General features: G+C 29.8%; 19 protein-coding genes. All 19 read right to left on the bottom strand.

Annotation, left to right across the window (positions count from 1 at the left end):
- Nucleotides 1-69 precede the first annotated feature (69 nt).
- The 19 genes from thiD to neuB all read right to left on the bottom strand — a co-directional run bounded on the left by thiD (nt 70) and on the right by neuB (nt 22,057).
- Entirely contained in the window at nt 70-849 is a 780-nt protein-coding gene (thiD, locus tag RSA29_RS11770; protein ID WP_346932100.1) for a bifunctional hydroxymethylpyrimidine kinase/phosphomethylpyrimidine kinase, read from the bottom strand.
- 78 nt (nt 850-927) lie between these two features.
- Entirely contained in the window at nt 928-1,569 is a 642-nt protein-coding gene (gene thiE, locus RSA29_RS11765; protein ID WP_346944431.1) for a thiamine phosphate synthase, read from the bottom strand.
- Between the two features lie 20 nt (nt 1,570-1,589).
- Complete coding sequence (locus RSA29_RS11760; protein ID WP_346942102.1) at nt 1,590-2,516, bottom strand: hydroxyethylthiazole kinase; 927 nt, start codon at nt 2,514-2,516, stop codon at nt 1,590-1,592.
- 342 nt (nt 2,517-2,858) lie between these two features.
- On the bottom strand, nt 2,859-3,347 hold the full coding sequence (thiW, locus tag RSA29_RS11755; protein WP_346942103.1) for an energy coupling factor transporter S component ThiW: 489 nt from the start codon (nt 3,345-3,347) through the stop codon (nt 2,859-2,861).
- Nucleotides 3,348-3,856: 509 nt separating this feature from the next.
- Complete coding sequence (locus RSA29_RS11750; protein ID WP_346942104.1) at nt 3,857-6,061, bottom strand: HAMP domain-containing sensor histidine kinase; 2,205 nt, start codon at nt 6,059-6,061, stop codon at nt 3,857-3,859.
- The gene (locus RSA29_RS11745; RefSeq protein WP_346942105.1) at nt 6,033-6,737 is read right to left on the bottom strand and encodes a response regulator transcription factor; all 705 of its coding nucleotides are present in this window, start codon (nt 6,735-6,737) and stop codon (nt 6,033-6,035) included. Before RSA29_RS11745 ends, RSA29_RS11750 begins: the two co-directional genes overlap by 29 nt.
- Before the next feature lie 130 nt (nt 6,738-6,867).
- Nucleotides 6,868-7,503 carry a hypothetical protein gene (locus RSA29_RS11740; protein ID WP_346942106.1) on the bottom strand — a complete coding sequence of 212 codons (636 nt, stop codon included), beginning with the start codon at nt 7,501-7,503 and terminating at the stop codon, nt 6,868-6,870.
- Nucleotides 7,478-8,749, bottom strand: a complete 1,272-nt coding sequence (locus RSA29_RS11735; protein ID WP_346942107.1) for a glycosyltransferase — start codon at nt 8,747-8,749, stop codon at nt 7,478-7,480. The genes RSA29_RS11740 and RSA29_RS11735 overlap by 26 nt, the downstream gene beginning before the upstream one ends.
- A gap of 108 nt (nt 8,750-8,857) precedes the next feature.
- Nucleotides 8,858-9,367: a DedA family protein gene (locus RSA29_RS11730; RefSeq protein WP_346932092.1), complete on the bottom strand. Its 510-nt coding sequence runs from the start codon at nt 9,365-9,367 to the stop codon at nt 8,858-8,860.
- Nucleotides 9,368-9,558: 191 nt separating this feature from the next.
- Nucleotides 9,559-10,581: a glycosyltransferase family 2 protein gene (locus RSA29_RS11725; protein WP_346932091.1), complete on the bottom strand. Its 1,023-nt coding sequence runs from the start codon at nt 10,579-10,581 to the stop codon at nt 9,559-9,561.
- A gap of 16 nt (nt 10,582-10,597) precedes the next feature.
- Nucleotides 10,598-11,983, bottom strand: a complete 1,386-nt coding sequence (locus tag RSA29_RS11720; protein WP_346942108.1) for a glycosyltransferase — start codon at nt 11,981-11,983, stop codon at nt 10,598-10,600.
- 93 nt (nt 11,984-12,076) lie between these two features.
- Nucleotides 12,077-13,141, bottom strand: a complete 1,065-nt coding sequence (locus RSA29_RS11715; RefSeq protein WP_346942109.1) for a glycosyltransferase — start codon at nt 13,139-13,141, stop codon at nt 12,077-12,079.
- Between the two features lie 23 nt (nt 13,142-13,164).
- Nucleotides 13,165-14,619 carry an O-antigen ligase family protein gene (locus tag RSA29_RS11710; protein ID WP_346942110.1) on the bottom strand — a complete coding sequence of 485 codons (1,455 nt, stop codon included), beginning with the start codon at nt 14,617-14,619 and terminating at the stop codon, nt 13,165-13,167.
- A 28-nt stretch (nt 14,620-14,647) separates the two neighbouring features.
- On the bottom strand, nt 14,648-16,417 hold the full coding sequence (locus tag RSA29_RS11705) for a CDP-glycerol glycerophosphotransferase family protein (RefSeq protein ID WP_346942111.1): 1,770 nt from the start codon (nt 16,415-16,417) through the stop codon (nt 14,648-14,650).
- A complete protein-coding gene (locus RSA29_RS11700) occupies nt 16,417-17,061 on the bottom strand; it encodes a NeuD/PglB/VioB family sugar acetyltransferase (RefSeq protein WP_346942112.1) in 645 nt (214 codons plus the stop codon). The genes RSA29_RS11705 and RSA29_RS11700 overlap by 1 nt, the downstream gene beginning before the upstream one ends.
- Before the next feature lie 216 nt (nt 17,062-17,277).
- Nucleotides 17,278-18,726, bottom strand: a complete 1,449-nt coding sequence (locus RSA29_RS11695; RefSeq protein WP_346942113.1) for an oligosaccharide flippase family protein — start codon at nt 18,724-18,726, stop codon at nt 17,278-17,280.
- A 10-nt stretch (nt 18,727-18,736) separates the two neighbouring features.
- Entirely contained in the window at nt 18,737-19,723 is a 987-nt protein-coding gene (locus RSA29_RS11690) for an ATP-grasp domain-containing protein (protein ID WP_346942114.1), read from the bottom strand.
- A 115-nt stretch (nt 19,724-19,838) separates the two neighbouring features.
- Complete coding sequence (locus tag RSA29_RS11685) at nt 19,839-21,047, bottom strand: pyridoxal-dependent decarboxylase (protein ID WP_346942115.1); 1,209 nt, start codon at nt 21,045-21,047, stop codon at nt 19,839-19,841.
- A 2-nt stretch (nt 21,048-21,049) separates the two neighbouring features.
- Nucleotides 21,050-22,057, bottom strand: coding sequence for an N-acetylneuraminate synthase (gene neuB, locus RSA29_RS11680; protein ID WP_346942116.1), 1,008 nt, complete (start codon nt 22,055-22,057; stop codon nt 21,050-21,052).
- Nucleotides 22,058-22,061: the final 4 nt, after the last annotated feature.

Here is a 22,061-nt window from a genome sequence, read left to right as displayed (position 1 = left end):
TTACTTTCTCTCCTAACTATATTTCTTCATTAGTTTTTAATTTAACCCTTTAAATTATTCATCAATTTTCTATAAGTTCCAACAATGATTAAGGGGACCACTTCCACATCCTAAGTTTAAGTCAGCTTTTAATGCTCCTGTTATATATTCTTTTGCCCTCTTAATACTTTCTTTTACATCATATCCATCTGCCAAGTTACATGCAATTGCTGAAGATAGTGTACATCCCGTCCCATGGGTGTTTGGATTATTTACTCTTTCTATTTCATACCAAATAATATTTTCATTTTCAAACAATAAATCATCTGCAGTATCTGCTAAATGTCCACCCTTTATAAGTATTTTCCCCTTATAACTTTCTGATATCTTCCTAGCTGCTCTTATCATATCTTCTTTATTTAAGATTTCAAACCCACACAAACATTCAGCTTCTGGAATATTAGGTGTAATCACATCTGCCATAGGTAAAAGCTTTGTAATAAGTGCTTCCATAGCATCTTCTGAAAGAAGTCTACTACCACTTGTAGATATCATAACTGGGTCTACTACTATATTCTTCATTTTATACATTTTTAAATCATCTACAATTTCTTCTATTATATCCTTAGATGATACCATACCTATCTTTACTGCATCAGGAAATATATCTTCAGCTACACACTTAATCTGATTTCCTACAAATTCTCTAGTAGTATCTTGAACCCCATAAACCCCAGTAGTATTCTGTGCTGTTAACGCTGTAATTACACTCATAGCATACATTTTATGAGCTGTAATCGCTTTTATATCTGCTTGTATTCCAGCCCCTCCGCTACAATCTGAGCCTGCAATAGTTAATACTTTTTTCATTTGAATTCCCCCATTCTTATCATTATTTATTATAAACTTAATACTAATTTACTCTTAATTTCATACCCTTCTATTAAATTATACTTCAATGATTTCCTCTGATAGCTTAAACATTTCTTGTGTTGCCTTAGCTACATCAGTTTTTGCAAATATAGCTGAAACTACAGCCACGCCATCTACACCTAACCCTTTTAATTCTAATATATTTTTTTCACTTATACCACCAATAGTAACTACTGGTATAGACACAGCATTACAAATGTCCCTTATAGTATCAAAGGAAATCACATTTGTATCTAGTTTTGTTGATGTAGAAAATGCAGCTCCAACACCAAGATAATTTGCTCCATCTGCTTCTGCCTTTAGTGCTTGTTCTACTGTTTTTGCTGTAATTCCAAGAATTTTATCATCACCGATTATTGCCCGCGCATCTTTCCCATCTATATCACTTTGACCTATATGTATTCCATCAGCATCAACTTCCATGGCCAATTTTATATTATCATTTATAACAAATGGCACCTTATACCTATCTGTAATTTTTTTTATTAATATAGCTTCTGCTAAAAACTCTTCATAGCTCAACTGCTTTTCTCTTAATTGAACAAAGGTTGCCCCTGATTTCACGACCTTTTCAATTTCCTCTACTAAAGTGTTTTCCTTCAACCATGTTCTATCAGTAACTACATATAATTTCATATCACCCTTACATATTTTCAAAACAATACACATCCCCTCAATTATATCTCTTCACTCTTTATGTATTTCACTAAAGTAGCCTCATCCATTTTACTTATATAATCTATGAGCTGAACTTTAAATGTACCTGTTCCCCCATCTATTTCTCTTGTTTTCTTATACGCTAATTCTCCACATACTCCTATAGTTGCTATAGCTGCTGCAGTGGCCTCCATAATATTTTCTTTATTTCCACCACAAAACCCACCAATAATGCTTGTAGCCATGCATCCTGTACCCGTTACCTTAGACATCATTCCTACACCATTTCTAATCAAATATCCTTTATTATCAAATACTATCACATCAATTTCTCCAGTAACAACTATCACTGATTTAAGTCTTCTGCTTATATTGCCTAGGAAATTTACTGTTTCATTAATGTTTTTTTCATTTACTAAATCTCCCGGCAATGCATCAATCCCCATTGTAATTCTATTAAAATTCTCGCAAGTCTCTATTTTTCCACTTTTACATTTAGGCCCTCTTTTATCTTGTATTGTCAATGCATCTTTATCTCCACAGGCTTCATGCTCTTTAAATATTTCATCAATAACCTTTATCTCTGAAATATTTCCTTTAATAACAGCTATCTTTACCTCTGCTAAAATCTTTCTTCCGGCTTCTCGTCTAAACTTTGAAGCTCCTATTCCAACTGGATCAAGAATTACAGGGTGTCCTAATTCATTTGCCTTCTTACCAGCTATAATCATTCCCCTTATAGCTCTTTCATTTAAAGTTCCCATATTTATAACTAAACTATCACAAGCTGAAGTAATTTCAGCTACCTCATTAAAATCATCTGCCATAATCGGTAAAGCTCCATATGCTAATATTACGTTAGCACAATCATTTGCGGTAACATAATTTGTAATACTATGTACTCTTACCCTTTTCTCCCTAACATTTTTAAATATTTTATTAAACATACCCTCTTTTAGTTAACTGCGATATTTACACATCACACTGTAGCTAAAATTTCATCACCTCCAATTTCAATTTTATAATATACATGTAATTATGAAATTTTTTATACTTATTTAAAATATAGTTATATTTTATTTCATTATTGAAATTTTTCTCCACATCTGATTTAAAACACAACAAAATAATTTCAATAGGATTTTTAGTTGAAAACTCCACCTAAATTAACGTTTTCCCTAGGAGCATCAAACCCAGTCACCCCTAAGTGTTAAACAACCTAAGAACATAAGAACATAAGAACATAAAAACATGGTAATCTCCATAATTTATTTTAATTTTTCTATACATTAAAATAGCTTGTCTAAAACCTTCGCTTTTTTAAGTGCATAAATAAAAATAAGTGATATGATAGCTCCAATAAATGAACTTACCATAAATGGAATTACAAATGCAAACATAGCCGCTTCTCTTGACAAAAGTAATGTTGCTACTGGGTATGCCACTATTGCTCCTAATATTCCCGTTCCTATAACCTCGCCTATAAATGCCAACGAAATTTTCTTTGTCTTTTTATACAGCAGTCCGCAAACTAAAGCTCCAACCATACTTCCTGGAAATGCAAGTAAACTTCCTGTTCCTATCAAAACTCTAATTAACGATGTACAAAATGCCATCAACACTGCATAAAGAGGTCCTAAAAACACCCCTGCTATAACATTAATAGTATGTTGTATAGGGAATGCTTTAGCCACTCCAAGTGGTATATAAAATGTTGATAGACAAACCCCTAGTGCTATTAACACACCTGCTACAGTCATTTTCTTTGTATTATTCATATAAAACACTCCTCCGTTAATACTCTATTAAATGAATTAAACTTCTTATATATTCTTTAAATATTACTGTAAATAAATATGGGATACACCAAATTAGTGTATCCCATTAACCTCTTAATGAATTTCCTACGTTGGCATTATCCAAATCAGGTTAGGCATCTTAAAATAAATAATAAGTCAAAGATACTAAGAATATTTTGGGTTAGTCAAGAAAACAGGGTCCCTAGATAGTAGCTTATCTACAGGTTCTGTTGACGCAGTATAACACAAAATAGTCGGATAGACTGACTTATTTATTTTTGAAGAGCCTTATGGGTCGAAGCTACATTTAGCTTCCTCTCAGCCTACTTGTGTAAGCTCCCCTTTAGTATTAAATATATTTAAACCATATCATGAATTACCCTTACTGTCAATTTAGCTAATACTTACTCATGATTTAATTAGCATTTTTATTAACCAAGTTTAAGTAACTAAGTTTAACATCATCACTTACTCAAATCAGAACTTTTTTATTGATTTTTATTAAATTGAATTTTAACCTTAAATAGATCTCCATCCACATCTATTCCAAAAGTTCCTCCCTGAAGTTCTACAAAACTTTTAGCAATTGCAAGTCCTAGTCCTGCTCCCTTTGTATTACGTGATTTATCACCTTGCACAAATCTATCAGTAATTTCATTCACATTAAAATCTATTTCTGTAGCTGACATATTCTTTAATATTATTTCTACCTTACCATTTAAATCTATTATATCTATATAAACCCTTGATCCTTTCATAGCGTATTTGGTTATATTTATTATAAGATTCTCAAAAACTCTAAACATTCTCTGACTATCAAGTGAAAGCATTACCTTATCATTTGGAAAATTACTTCTTACTATTAACTCTTCATTTTCAATTTTATCACTCAGCTCTAAAAGAGTTTGTTTCATAAGAGATACCACTTCTACATCAACTATATTTAAGATTATATTCCCACTTGTAGCCTTGCTAACCTCAAATAAATCCTCTATTAAATCTTGCAGCCTTTGAGCTTTTTTCTCTAAAGTATCTAAATATAATTTTTTATCAGCTTCCGTTAAATCATTATTTTTAAGCAAATCTACATAGGTTATTATAGAAGTTAGGGGGGTTTTTAAATCATGGGACACATTTGATATAAGGTCTGTTTTCATCCTTTCACTCTTAACCTCTTCCTCTACAGCCTTCTTAAAACCAGTTTGTATATTTCCTAAATCTTCTTTTAATGAATCAAAAACACCTAAATCTTCGTCTATATTCATATCTAAATTTCCACCTGAAATTTCATTTGTAATATCACAAAGCTTTTTATACTTACTGCTTATATCATAATAATGTTTATTTGCCTTTTTAAATAATATAAAGCTATATACAATTGCCAGTATTATTCCAAAAAACCACATACTACACATTATTATTAATATAATAAGATTAATTCCTAATATTTTTACAATCTTCTTTGTATTTTTCTCTTTTAAATCTATTGCCGTTAAATTTCTAGATATATTTTTATAATTATTTCTTATAAATCTACATATCATACTAATAATAGTATTTTCCCTTATATACCTTAAAAACCCTTTTGCAAATATATACTTTATAAGAATTCCATATATAAATATTAATCCAAAGCATATAAACCAGTGAATTAAATTCAATAAGTATGTTACATTATTGGATAGTGTAAGCTGACTTATATTAAATCCAAAGAACCACGTCAAATTCCCATTAACAGTTCCAAATATCATATTTTCTGGTCCCCAAATTATAAATAAAGCTGTAAACCAACCTACAATTAAATGTAACTCTAATGGAATCCTCGATATTTTATCAAAATAAATTAACTCTCTCTCTTTTTTATATGGAATTAAAAAGGCACATAGTAAAATAAATCCTGTTGCAATAGTTATAAATATACTTCCAGCATCTGCATATGGAGCTTTCTCTGCATTCCTAATATAATATCCTAAACTATTCCCACTCTGATATCCACCCCAAGTATTCAAACCAAAATCTTTAGGTATTCCATATACGAATGTAGCATTTTTTATTGTATTAATACTCATATTCTCTATGCTCTTTCTACCAAAAAACTCATTGTCTATAAATTCTCTTAACACATCCAGACTATCTGCACCTTTAATATTTTTAACACTAGCCTTACCCTTTTCATCATAATCAATAACTATATAAAAACCATATATTTCACTTAATTCATTGATTTTATCACTATCACCATCTTTACCTATTAAGCTGCCTATATCATAGTCACTTCTTGAAAGAACAACTTCACTATCCTTATCTATAGCGTAATACTCTAAATTACGTAGTCCATTATTTAATTCCCTCATATGGCTATATATAGAATTCTTTAATTCTCTTTCATAACTCTCAGCATTATTGTAATAACTATTATTTTCATCAGTATAATCCTTATTTATGAAAATATCGGTGACTTTCACCTTCTCATCTATTTCAGATTTCATCATATAATACAATCCATTATTAGAATCATTTAATTTGCTAAGAAAATTGCTTTGTTCATATGGATTATACTTATTCTCTTCTGCAATCTTCTTTATACTTGGATATGAAACTATCATTCCCAATGAAGCTACCATCACAATTAATATGGATATTATGCTTATAAAAATTTTATCTTTATTGCTTTTCAATTTTGTATCCAACACCCCACACCACCTTCAAATATTTTGGATTCTTTGGGTTAACCTCAATCTTTTCCCTTATGTTTCTAACATGAACCATTATAGTGTCAGTATTTATCGCCTGCTCATTCCACACTCTTTCATATATCTCATCAGCTGAAAAAACTCTACCTGTATTTTTCATTAAAAGATGAAGTATTTTAAACTCACTGGGAGTCATCTTTACTAAATCCCCATCTAAAATCACTTCTCGTGTATCTACGTTAAGCTCAAGCCCCCCTACTAAAAAAACATTTTTATTCTCCCTATGATTTTCTATCATATTCAGATATTTTGTATATCTCCTAAGTTGTGAGTTTACTCTTGCTAGAAGCTCCAATGGTTTAAATGGTTTTGTTACATAATCATCTGCACCAATGTTAAGCCCCATTATTTTATCTACCTCTTCAGACTTTGCCGATAGTACAATGATTGGAAAATTATAAACTTGTCTCACCTTCATTATTAGTTGTGTTCCATCCATCTTTGGCATCATCATATCCACAATCGCTAAATGTACTTCTTTTTCTTCTAAAATTTCAAGGGCCTCAACTCCATTATATGCTTTGAAAACCTGATATCCTTGATTTGTTAAGTATATCTCTATAGCAATAGCTATCTCCTTTTCATCCTCAACAACTAATATATTATATAAGCTCATACCTATACCTCTTTTCTATTATGATAATAATCTTCATAAATATATTATCACATTATATCTTTTTTAGAGAAACTTATCCTATCTATAACTCTAATTAGTTGTTGAATCCCTAAACACAAAAGTATTCCCCTTAAACATTTTCAACTAGCCGCTCACTAATAAACTTCTTATTGTCTTTGAAATCACTTAAGAACTCATTACTTATAATATTAAAATTACAAGCTGTAAAACTTATTTTAGTAAATGGAAGTGGTATTTGATACTTATCCCATCGTTTAACTAGACTGATTCTGCTCGATAACTTTACCTTTATTCCTACAAAAGCTTTTCCACCTTCCTTTGACAACATAAATCCTATCTTTTTAGGGTCATGTAGTGGCCCTAATGGTCCATCCATAGCTATTCCTAAAGTGGATTCTTCTATCCTACTCTCCGCCTTTAATTCCTTTAAGAACCCTTTCATCCTCACCCCATCTGGCATTCGAAGAGCTTCACCACCATAATTATTTATTATCCCCTCTATATAATCACCTCTTTTATCCTCAGTTACTACAACCTTGATTCTAATATTATCTTCTAGTATTTTCTTCATAAATAAGTTCATCACATAGCTATCACCATGCCAAAATCCTAATATACAATTTCTAAGTATTTTTTCATTCACTTCATCTCTGTTAAATTCAATATTGCTAGTTTTATAAACTAATTCAATATAAACTATATATAGCTTCTGTATAATTTTATCTAGCATTGACATTGTATCCATAACCTTCCTCCATATAATAGTCAGGTTTATTATGCGTTGCAATTGCATTCTCATAATTCTTCTCTGCAATTTTTGCAATACTACTGTTTACATACTTAAGAGCTGTATTATATGCACCTAACTTCATAGTCTCCATACTGCCTTCATTCATCATTAATAAAATTATTTTTTCAACCCACTGATTAGTGTCTTCCGATGTCATATACCCATTTACTCCATTTTCAACAACATCTGCAACTCCTGTAGCTTTAATTGCTATTACCGGATTATTTGCTGCCATAGCTTCAAGTAGAACAATGCCTTGTGTTTCAGACTTAGATGCAAATAGAAATATATCTGAAGCCCTGTAATAATCTCCTATGCATTCATTACTTACACTGTTTAAAAATATAATATTATCATCGACTTCTAACTGCCTTGCCCTCTCCTGCAATGAATTTTTTAAGGGACCATCCCCTATTATCATGAGATTAAAACAATCTCCAACTCTGTCCTTTAGTAATTTTACACCATCTATAATAAACTCAATATTTTTCTCCTTAGTTAACCTTGATACAGTACTAAACAAGTAATTTTTATCACCTTTATAGGTATTTCTTATTTTAATTGTTTCCGCTTTATTTTCACTAAAGTAGCTTTTATCTAAACCAGTAGGCATAACTGCTAACTTTGAATCCACTCCTACATCCTTCAAATAATCTTTTATTAGATTTGTTGGTGCAAATACAGTATCACACTTATTCAAGAACATTTTAATATAAGCTGGTATAATTCTCTCCTTAGTATAATTTAAGAGTGTTCCTTCCATTTCACTTAAGAAATTAATTTTCTCATTTTTATATTTCTCCTCTAGAAAATTATAAACCTTTATATTATGGAGATACTGCTCATATCTTGTATGATACGTAAATACAACTGGAAGATTATATTTCTTTCCTAAATGTAATGCAACATTACCTATTAGCATAGGATGATGAACATGAATAATATCAAAATCTAAGTGTTTGAATTCTTTTTCAATATGGTAATCAAGAATATTTGGCACCACAAATTTATTTACTCCCATTCTTTTCTTTCGAGATTTATATCTTATTAAAAAGTCCTCATCTATTTGATTATCATAACTTGGCGCAAAAATATATACCGTGTGACCAATCTCTCTCAAGCCTTTCGCTAGCCGTTCTATTGAAATAGGAACTCCTCCTATAAATGGTTTGTAGTTATTAGTAAACATGGCTATTTTCAATTGAATCCCCCCTATCTAATGGTCAAATTTATTTTTCTATATTATTAATTCTGTAAACTCACTATTCTAACTATGATTTTTTTATATCTTTACTATTTTATTAACTGCTTATTTTAAAGCCTGCATTACCACATCTCCAAAGAAATATCCAAAGCTTATAAATACTCCATTCCAAATCAAAATTCCTAATGCCGAGTATACTGTGTACTTAATAAAATTTAGCTTTAGAACTCCTGCTGGAACAGATATTATAGTTCTCACAGCAGGCATAAGTTTACAAATAAATACTCCTATATTTCCGTACTTCTTTAATCTATTCATACTTTTATCAATAACGATTTTATGCCTTGGAAATCTCTTTGTATATTTGTCCATAACAAAATCTCCACCATATAGACCAATAAAGTACAACATCCAGCTTCCAATTACCCCAGCTATAACCGATACTCCAAGTGCAATGAAAAAATTAGAACCAGTACTTGCAGTCCATACTCCTGCTAGTGGCATTATTATCCCTGCTGGAAATCCCGGTAAATTCAAATACTCCAAAAAAATAATAACAAATATACATATCATTCCATAATCTGATAAATAATTAATAATTGCTGTTGCATCCATGTTATACCCTCCGTGCTTTCCTATAATTTAATTATATGTTCAAATATTAAAGAAAAGCATGGTATAAATCTTAAGAAATTCTAAAGATTATTCTATAAACTGTTAATATTCTCGCTGTTAAACTAAAAAAGGACCCTATCCCAAAACTTTCGTTTTGAGATAAGACCCTTAGCTTTAACTTAAGTAAAATTCTATCTAGACATATCTGTATTATTCTTAACTATATTTTTACTCTTTACAATATAGAAATTCCATATTCCTAATATAAATCCAAGTCCGTAAGAAATATGTAATAATGGAAATGTAATTATAATATATGGTATACACTTCAACTTTTGATTTCTGGATATTTTAACTGCAAAACATATATCAAGTAACAGATACAGAGCCAAAATACCAAAGAATAGTATTCTTATAGGCTTAAAGAATAAACTTAATACACTTCCACCTATTAGGTATAAAACAAATAATAATGGTATTAAATGTCTTATAGCTGCTGGCTTCTTATGCTTCTGTATAACCCTTACCTTCCAGAATCCATATTGGAAATATTGCTTCCAAAGCTTTTTAAAGGATGCTCTACTATAATAGGTTGATTTAACCTTAGGTGTTAGCAGTATCTTCTTATTAGCCTTTGTAACCCTCATATTAAGTTCATCATCTTGATTTCTTGTAAGTTCTTCGTCAAAGAGCCCTATTTCATCTAGAACCTCACGCCTATATGCCCCAAATGCTACTGTATCCACAAATGTTTCTTTATCTGCAAATCTGAATAATGCATTTCCAACCCCAAAAGGACAACTCATTGCAAGCCCTATTGCAGCACCCTTATCGCTATCATTAATAGTTTCGATTGGTCCACCACAACATGCAATTTCTTCATTTTCTAAAGCTTTTACATTTTCTAATACAAAGTCCTTATCTGCAAATGAATGGGCCCCAAAAATTATAACTATATCACTATTAGTTGCTTTTATCCCTTTATTCATCCCTTTTGGAGCTGTAAACTCAATATTATCAACTAAGATAATATTACCATACTTTTCTTTGTGTTTTTCTATTATATCCCTAGTATTATCTGTTGACATTCCATCTGCAACTACTACGGTTAACAACTCTTTTGGATAGCTTTGTACCATAAATGAATCTATACATTTCCCTATGAAATTTTCCTCATTTCTACATGGTATAACTATTGATACGGTCTTAGTCATTACTTCACATCCTATTTTAATTTAAGTTTTCAAATACCTCTACCAACTGCTCCGTTAAATTTTTCCTATCGAACTCTTTACATATATCCGCAGATGATGTACTTAAATCTGACCCATTTTTCCATAATGAATAAATTTCTTTAATATACTTTTTTGCACCCTCGAAATCATCATACGTGATTGCGATGCCGATACCCTTAGAATTAATCAGATTTGAAGCAACTCCCCCTAATGGCATTACTCCAAGTATTGGTCTTTCGCTTAATATATAATCAAATATCTTCCCTGTATAAATCCCTTTACTCTCCACAGTATCTGGCAGTGTTATAAGGTTTATTGCTGATTTTTTCATTTCTTTTAATATTTCACTATGTGGAACATAGCTATTTATCTTAACATTATCCTTTATAATAGCATCATCAAATAAATGCAGATATTTGTCATGAACAAACCCTGTAAAGTTTATTAATAAATCCTTCTTAAACTCATTATTTTCTTCTATTATGCTTTTTAAAGCATTTAATACCATCTCCGGATTCTGCCCATCAGAAACTATTCCTGAATAATTAACAATAAACTTTGTGGTATCACTAATTTCATCTACCTTATCATTAATATCAAATCCATTAGTTATTGTTATAAATTTTTCCTTAAATTCTGGATATCTTTTAATATAATCATCAGTAATTGTTTCCGTAACATTTATTACTTTATCTGCATAGGTTATTACTTCTTTTTCTAAGGCTCTTTCTTTAGCTTTTCTCTTTTCATCATATCTTGCATAGATAAATTTATTCTCAACCCAAGGATCTCTAAAATCAGCAACCCAAGGTTTATTTGTTACTTTCTTAATTTCTAATGCAATTAAATGATCCGTGTATGGTGCAGATGTAGAGAATATCAAATCTATTTCTTCATTTTTTAATACTCTCTCCTTTATATCCTTTACAGCATGTTTATACCAACGAATTTTAGTATCTGGAACATAATGATTATATTCTAAATACTTAAATATCTTATCTTTTATAGTATACCTAGACTGTATATTTACCTTAGCTTCATTTTTAGTTTTGTCCATATTATTTATAGACTTATCATTGCCCACATTTGTATTACTTGATTTAACTATTCCCTTAATTTTCAAAGCAACTTTATTTGCTCCTTCAATTTGCTTGCGAAGCCAAAGCTTTTCTCCTGAATTAGAACGGTAAATTTTAACTGACTCCGGAACCTCTTTAATCATTTCAGGATCATATGCGAAATTATGTCCTTCCTTTACCGTTACAACAATAGGATTAACATTAAATTCAGGAAGATATTTTATAAATTTCAAACTTCTTTGAACCCCGCTCCCACCAAGTGGTGGAAAGTAGTAAGCTATAAAAAGAATATTTTTAGCCATATTGCTACACTCCTATTTATTCAATATTAAACATTCAAATGCACTTTGAATGTTTAGTATTAAATGTAAAATATTTTATTCAATTTTCATCTATTACCCTATTAATTCTAGGTATTTTTCTTCTACAATTGCCATATTATCATCCCAAATTGCTCTCTCACTAATTATCTGCTTGTTAATTTCTATAGATTTTTCTACTAACTCTTTTTCCTCTAAAGATTTAATCATATATTTTAGTAAGCACTCTTCAGTTAATTCTTCTAATACATATCCATTTTCATCATTATTTATCCACTCTCTATTGGCTGGCAAATCAGATACTATTGGAAATATACCACTGGCCATAGCCTCTAATAAATTGACTGATGTAGAATCTGAAGTTGGTATAGATAAATATACTTGAGATGACTTTAATAAGAAAGAAACCTGCTCTCGACTTACAAACCCCATAAACTCAACTGAATTCTCTATACTCAACTCTTTTATTAACTGTTTTACATAATCTTCTTTATCACCAGAATTAGTTAAAATTAACTTTACATCACTATGTATTTTTAACATTTTTTCAAATGCCCTTAGTATAATTCCAATATTAGAATTATCACATAAAGTTCTCATACTTAAAAATACCTTAGAATCTTTAACTCTGTTTCCAGCGTTAAAATCATTCTTATTTATTCCCATTGGTACAGTAATAATGTTATTGGGATTGCCACCTAGATTAACTATTTCTTTACTCATAAATTTCGAATCAGATGTCACTAAATTACATTTTCTAATTACAAATTTAGTTAGTTCCTTATATACTATATTTCTTTTAGGTGTTACTAGTATATCACTTCCCCATGTAGAAACAACTAATGGCTTTTTTCCTACAAGAGTTCCAATTAATCCATAGCTAGTAAGATAATGAGCATTTACTATATCAGGTTTAATTGATTTTACTATGCTCCTAATTTTAAATATTTTTTTCAAGTAAGAAATATTTCCACCTTCACTGTTTACAGACAATTTATCATTTACACAATGTACACTTACACCATCTATACTTGCAACTCTAAATGATATTATTGAAACCTCATGACCTTTATCTCTAAAATATTCACACCATCTTCTTATATGAATACTCGCCGCATCGCCCAAAAAACATATTTTCATAATATCAACACCTCGTATATTATTTATAAAACTTCAACATAATCTCTATAAAATAATACAAATAAGATTATAAATGTTGGAGTAAAACTATAGATTTCATTAGTAGTTTGGAATGATATCCCAGTCAAATTTCCATAAACAAAGAAGACAGCCACCATAGCCATAATTGCTACATTATTTAGTTTTATAGATCTATTTTTAAATTTAAAGTAATTCACCAAAGCTCCAATTCCAATAGTAATCAATAGTATCATTGATACTACCATAAATGGTATTCCTAATTCTGATGACATATTTAATATAATATTATGGGCATCTGAATATGCTCTTTCACTGCCTGAATATTCCTGAAAGAAATATTTAAAATTCCCAATTCCAACTCCTGAATAAGGATAATCCATTGATACTCCTATACCAGCCTTCCATAAAACTTGTCTAGTCTTACTTTGACTTTCAATCATTTTCATAATAATATGACCTGGTCCACTCTCCCCTAAATTTACTTCTGGCGGCTTACCACTAATAATAATATCTTGAATTTCTTTTACATTTGTATCTTCTTTAACATCTGCCCTATCCATTACATTATAAGTTAACATTGATCCAAATATTAGAGTAAGAACCACATATCTTTTCCAATTTTTTAAATTAAATACTATAAATGTAAACATTATTAGAAAAAAGCTTACCCAGGCCCCTCTGGATAGTTGCATTGATATAATAAAACACATTGATATTACTAATGGTGTCCATATAGTTTTTAAAGTTTTTTGATTTCCCCATTTAGCCAATAATATTGCTAATATTAATAAGTCATAAATCAGTATGAAATTAGACCCTATAGGTCCAAAAATTCTAATATTCTTATTTCCACCTGCCCATGTCATGAAGAAATATAAAATGTCTGGTATTGATGAAACAATACACCCTATACATACTGCTAAAAGCACATTATTTAGTAACCCTTTTTTATCTTCAACTTCAACTGCCTTTAATGTTAAAATAAATAATCCAAATGGAATAAATGATAATGATATAATCATAAAGCTAATACCTTTATCAAAAGCAAAAATACAGCTTATTACTAATAATAACATTAAAATAACTCTAATTACCTTATTCTTAATAATTACATTTTCCCATTTTACACTATTTATGATCCCATTTTTCAACAGTGCGATAGCTGCTATAACGTAAAATCCAACATAGACAACCCATTGAATCTCTAATAGGTTAAGTCTTAGCATCACATATCCACTAATCGGTAACATTGGCACTAAAAACCCTATAGCCATTAATGCTCTTTCCAAAGATTTGAACATAAAATTTACTATTCCTAGTATGCATGGAATTCCTAATACCCCTAGTAATAAAGTTAACTTTGCTTCACTATTCCATAACACACTTATGAATAAAGCTTCTAACAGAAAAAATAATCCTAGATAAAATATTTTAGTCTTATTTAACTTAACTGTCATATTTATCCCCCTCGTTTCTATTTAAATTTTATTTGTCATTTATTATTTTGATTGCACGTTCACTTACTTTACCGTCAACCTTGTAAAAATTCTTTTCTATAAAACTCTTATAATTACCTTTACCAGCTGCATTAATCTTATTTATACATTCTAATAATTCATCACTACTTTTTGCTCCCAAACTAAGTTCTTCTTTAACAAAGTTACCTTCATCATAATACTTTGGTAAAAGTATACATATAGACGGTTTATCCAAAATCGCACCTTCTAAAATCACAGTAGAATGTACACTTATAACCATATCGCACCATATTAAACAATCATATAAATCCTTTTCTTTTGTTATTTCTACATTGTTTAATTTATATTCATTAACATTCTTCTCGTAAAAGTGTAAATTGCTATCACTCGGATGCAATTTTACTATTAATTCATAATTATTTGAGCCTTTGAGTGCTTCACATAACATTATAAATGAATCTTCACTTAGATCTTTAATAGGTTGTGTAGCAAATAAAATTCTTTTATGATTTTTCTCTTCTTTACGGTATTCATCTTTATCTACTAGATTTTTTTCATACAAATAATCTGTACGTGGTTGACCAATAACTGCTATATTTTCCTCAGTAAATACCTCTGTATTATTAGTAAGTAATTCTTTAAATTTCGTCCCCCAAAGAAATGTTGTTTTTGGTACTAATTTTTTTTCATTTGATGGAACCAAATACGCCACAGACGTTTCATTTATTAATCCATGTTGAATACCAAATGTTTCAATACCTAATAAATTACCTGCAACTATCATACATCGTGGTCTATCAGCTTCATCTACTGCCAATACTTTTTTAATTTTTAATGATTTCATTAGCCTTTTAAAAACAAGAATTTCTTCAACATAATTCATATAGAAATGCTCAAGATTATTAAAAACATATTTAGTAATAAACCCCTTTAAATCATAGTCTCCATAATAAAAATTAAAAAACTTCAAATCATCTAGATTATCAACAATTTTCTCCTTATTTATTAACATTTTACCAAACATCTTTCTATATACACGTATATACTCAAAAGGAAAATAATTTTTTCCTAAGCCATTGGCTTTTATAATAATGTCCTTGGAATTCAATACTTGCAGATTAAAAACATTGTATTCTTTTTCTAATTGATCTTTAATTTTGCCATATAAGGCATCATATTCATAACTTATATTATTTATTGTAATGGTGTTAATAGCACTTACTTGGGTACACAGCAACAGCTTTTCCTTATTATATTTAAACTTATGTACTGTAAAGTGCTTTAACCCCTTAAGTGCTCTTTTAAGTAGATGGTATGAATTACTAATTTTAAATTTATTTTCAGTGTCTTCCTCAACTACATATTCTTCATTCAATATTATGTTTTTAATTGAAAATAAATTTTTTCCTAAATCATAAATAATAATATCATCAGTTACAATCTCAATCTCATTAGATTCACCTAATTTATTATCTCCCTCTACTTCATTATCAATAATAAACTTAATTATTTCCTCTAAAGTAATTACTCTTGTCATAAATTCCTTAAGTTTTTCATAAATTGTAGCTCTATAAAAACTGTACATTTCTAACCCGTCATAAATATACAATTTACTTATGCTTCCATCCTCAAATACTTGATTTTCTAATTCTTTTAAAAATTTAATACTTTTTTCATCTATATTGGTAATTTTCACAACATCTGCTATGTCTACCTTTTTTCCATGAGAAAATAAAATGGTATTTTCACATTTATTTAAATTAACCACAATTGCCATTATCTATTGTCCCTTATAACCTTTCCAGGAACGCCGTAGACTACCTTATTATCTTCTACATTTTTTGTTACAACGGATCCAGCACCTATAATACATCCCTTTCCAATTGTAGTTCCCAATGTTATGATAACCCCGTCATCCACTAAGGTATCTTCTCCAATAATAACTGTACCACTCAATGTTATTCCACTAGCTAAATAAACATTATTCCCAAGCACATTGTCATGATTAACTCCAGTCATTGTGTTAATAACACAGTGCTCCCCAATTATTGGATTTGGCGTTACTAAACATCCACACTCAATAAGTGTTCCTTTCCCTATCACTGCATTGGGCGCTATTACTGCATGGGGGTGTATAACGCTAACTGCTTCTATATTGAACTTGGAATATTTGTCAATAATTTTTCTTCTAATTTTTATGCCTCCAAGACCTAATATATATCCTTTTAGATTATACTTAACTATTAGCTCGTTCATATCATCATCCATGCCTATTACAGGTATATTATCTATGATTTTTCCAATATCCCCGTCACATTCACCTATATATCCTACAACATTATATTTATCTTGTTCAAGTGCGTTATATAACACTACTCTTGCATGCTGTCCACATCCAACTATTACAATGTTTTCTTTCATAAATATGCCTCCATATATCACTTTGAAATAACTGCTAACCCCACTATGCTAACAGTTATTTAATTACACTACTTTATAATTCAATATTTTTCTTTATATGCTTAAATACTTAAATTTCCTTTTTTCTTTATGTTTTTTTCAAATCTACACATAAAATTTATTATACTATTCTATAGAATAAATGTCTATAAACAACAATCGCTACAATTGCATTATTTATATTCCTTTTTTAGTTTTTACTTTCTTTAATAAATCTATAATTTCTTTTTTATAAATTACACACAGCACCATAAATACAAATAATACTATTAAAACCTTAACCAATATACTCATCCAAAAACTTAAATTCATTAATAAGAATGAAGACATTCCTATTAATAAGAATATAAATGTTATACAAAACAACCTTATAATACTAAAATTAATCGGCTCTATTTTTTTAGCTATATAGTATATTAAAATACAAGATACCATAGATGATAACATGCTAGCTACACTTGCCCCAATTATATTAAATTTAGGAACGAGAATAACGTTTAGTATAGAGTTTAATATTGCTCCTGTAAACGTCCCTATAGCTATAAATTTCACTCCTTTTTTATTAAAAAACAATGGGTTAACAAAGAAGTAATATATTCCATTAAATACAAATGCAAAACTTAAAAAAGGAATAACTGTCCATCCACTGAAATATGCTTCATTTACCATTATTTTAAATATTTCTGGACCAAATAAGGACATACCCATGGCTAATACACCATATACTATAGCCAATATCTCAGACATCTTGACAATTTCAGCTTCATTCTCTGCCTTATTTTTCATTCGTTCAAAAAACCATGGTACATATGCTTGATTTACAGCTTGTGTTAACACATTTATTATATTAGGAAATTGTGAACCTATACTATAAATCGCCGATGATGCCAATCCTGTTAGATTAGATAAAAAAAGTCTATCTATCATTGATACAGCCCACCCTGACAAAGCGTGTGGCAATAGGGGTAATGAATACTTCAATGCTTGAACAAGGTAACTCTTTTTAATAGTAATTGTAATAGTTGGTAGGAATTTTACAAGAGTGTATATGAAAAATACAATCTCTGTAATTGCTAATGCTAATAAAATACCTAATGATCCCAATCTAAACCCAACCACAAATAAGATATTTAAAGATATATTCACAATAAAATATGCTAAATTATTTCCTGCATATCTTCTACTTTCTTCTTTAGCTTGAAGCGTAGTTTGAAATATCGTAAAAACAGGATTTAATATGGTTGAAATCATACCTAAAAGTATGTATGGATAAAAGTCTATATTAGTAGCAAACGGTTCTATTAACACCGTTTTAAATAGGATGAATATCCCACCCATTATAATAGAGTTTAATGCAACAAAGGTTATACACGTCCCCCAAAATTCTTTTAATTTATTTTTATCCTCTTTGTAATCAACATAAAATCGCATTACTGCTGCACTTATAGATAGTGAGAAAAATATTCCTAAAACACTAACAAGGGCCAAAACAGCATCTGAAATACCCTTCGTGCTTGGATCCATTAAACTAGTATACACAGGTATTAAAATTAACCCTATGGATTTTTGCAATATTTGAACCATAGCATATATTCCTGAGTTTCTTAATAATCTCCGACTCGACATACTCTTCACTTTATTTAGGTACTTTCAGTTCATCTTCTGAGATAAATTTGACACCACTATACTTCATCATAATTATCCCTTTTTTATAACCACCTAAATTCCTTTCATTTACTTCCCCTTTAAGGTTTCTAAGTATCATATCTATGAAATTTATTCCAGAGTTATAGGCATGTGTATGACCTCCACCAAACCTAGGATTTATTTCATTGATATATAATTCTCCAAAGCAATCCTCAAATATATCAACATCAATAGGACCTCTAAACTTAAGTTGCTGTAGTTTTAAAATTTCTTTAACAATATCCTCTCTATATACAGAGATTGATTTGTCAGTTTCTCCAGCTCTCATATTTAACTTTTCTTTGATAAATAAGGACTTTATTTCACCATCTATCATATCAAAATAAACATCTACACCATACTCTTTTTCTTTTAGATAGGGTTGAAAAATGTAATTTTTCTTATTTGTATATCTTGAAAGTTCATCATCATTTGATACTTTCCCGATACCAATACTACCACTTCCATCTCTTATCTTTGCAAATATAGGAAATGTAATCTCCTTATTTTCTATCGCACGCTTCACTTCTATGTATCCATTAAATGTTGGAATGACCTTTATTATAGTATCAAGTTCTGTCGAGAAATTATATTTATCAAATGTAATCATAATCTCATCTAAATCAGAAACTATTGGTAAAATCCCTTTCGCTAAAAATCTACCTCTATTTTCAGCCAATATACTCAGCTCTGGATCAATTAATGTAATGATAGCCTTTACGTCTTTATCCACACATATATCAATAACTTTATTGATATATGTATCTATATCTTGAAAATCTTTTTCAACAACAAAGGCTTCATCACCTTCATAAAGTGCCGGTGAATACGGACTCATATCTATAGTAAATACTTTTCCTCCATCCTCATGAAAGTGTTTCTTAAAGTATTGAACAATATCAACTCTTCTTCCTGGACTTAATATCATTAAATTCATAAGCTTCTCTCCTCACTAAACATTCCCACAAAAATATTAACTAATAAAATTAGTATTCTATTTACCATTGAATTAAATTGTAATCATTCTATAGTCACTACCATCCTATTAGTCTTTACTCACCAATAAATGAATTCATTAAATATTCGTCTACAGTCCATGCTTTTCGTGCTAATAAGATTTTTTCATTCTTTTCAACATATACAGCAGGATAATATTGAATAAACAAAGGACTTAAACACATAGAATAGGCTCCCGTATTATAAAATAATATATAATCACCAACATTTAATTCATTTTCATTATTCACGATTGCCATTCTATCTTTCTCTATACAAGTAAACCCTGAAATTATTTGTCTTTCATTCATAATTTGACCTGTTCCAAAACACTGCTGCAAAAATTTAATTCCATGCATTTGTGGATCTATATGTATTCCACTACCATCTGTAGATACTATTCTACTTTCAAATACATTTTTTTTATCAATAACCCTACATAGATATTTAAATGGAGATGCTACCAGTGCTGCACCTGGTTCTAATATTAATATAACCTTTTCTTTATCAAAGACTGGTTCTAAAACACTACATATTGTATCTGCATATTCTTCAAAGCTTGGTGCTCCTGGTTTATCCCCGAATATACAACCACCTACATCTATATACTCTATATCCTTAAATATATTATTAGAAACCTCAATAAATTTATTACATATAGTTTTAAATATTTTTAAACTTTTAGTTTTTGTACTATGATGCCCATGTAATCCTACTACTTTTACATATGGAATTAAACTTAGTTCTTGAATCGCTCTTTCAAAAGAACCATTTTCTATGTTAAATCCAAATCTCCCCGGTTCTAAGCCCATTATGGTTTCACCATTACATACTTCTTCTAGATTAAAGTTTATCCTTATTCCAACCTTCCAAATATCAGCCTTTGCTGGTTTATTTTCCTTAATCCATTCTATTTCATGAAAGGAGTCTAGATTTACAATTGCTCCATTATCCAAAGTTTCCTTTAGCGCATTAAACCCCTTACATGGACCATTTATAATCACTTTTTCTGGACTAAACCCCAACCTAACCCCAAGTCTATATTCAGCTTCTGATACAACTTCAGCATAAGCACCTTTATTTTTCATAAAATTTAATATCCATGGAAGTGAATTGGTTTTAAATGAGTATCCAACTATAACTCTATTCCATCTAGATTCAAATGCCTTAACTAATCTCTCATAATTGTTATTAAGTTTGTTTTCATCCAAAATGTAACATGGTGTATCTAAGTGTTTATATAAGCCATTCAATTTTTCCTGCATAATTAGCTTATATCCTCCCACATAATTAACTCATCTTTGTTTATATCTCTTTTTAATTCTCTACCCACAAGAACATCTGCTAGTTCCGGTTTTATTCCACTACCTGGTCTCTTATATGCTAGCATTGATTTATCTATAAGTGTTCCTTTAGGCAAATTAATTTTAGCAACCACGCTTCTTCTAACATCTTTCATAATTGAAATTTCTCTTTTACTAGGTCTCTTAATACCATCACCTAATAATTTTTCAGTATTTCTTATAGACTTAACATACTGTTTAAACTCAGCTGATGCCATAGATGCTTTATGGTCTGGTCCTTCCATTTCTTTATCTAAAGTTATATGCTTCTCTACAAATTCCGCTCCTAATGCTACTGCAGCAATTGCAGCTTCATTTCCAACAGTATGATCTGATAATCCCACCGGAACCTTAAAAGCTTCTCTCATTGTTACCATAGCTCTCAAGTTAACATCTTCTTCTGCTGTTGGATAATCAGTTGTACATTGCATTATCTTAATATTTTTATTTCCCGTAGATTTTAAGATATTAATTGCTTGTTCTACTTCACCTAAAGTACTCATTCCTGTAGATAAAATTATCTCTTTACCAGTGTTTCCAATCTCCTTTAAGTACTCTACATTTGAAACTTCTGTCGATCCAATTTTAATTAAAGGTACATTAAGGCTAACAAGAAAATTTAAACTCTCTGTTCCATCTGGAGTAGAAATAAATAATATTCCTTTCTCCCTACAATAGTCTTGAAGTATTCTAAATTCCTCAAAAGGTAATTCTAATTTTCTTACCATCTCTAACTGTGATTCTTCAACTGGCATATTTTCCATTTGATAGTCTGCCTTTTCAGCATAAGAACCTACACACTCTTCTGCTTTAAAAGTTTGAAATTTTATAGCATCCGCACCACATTCTGAAGCCATATCTATTAACTTCTTAGCTAATTCAAATTTTCCATTATGGTTAACGCCCGCTTCTGCAATTATTAATACTGACATATTA

The sequence above is a fragment of the Clostridium sp. genome, assembly GCF_036660475.1.
GTDB lineage: Bacteria > Bacillota > Clostridia > Clostridiales > Clostridiaceae > Clostridium_J.
The sequence above is the reverse complement of the archived record's forward strand: the minus strand, read 5'-3'. Positions and strand labels throughout refer to the sequence as shown.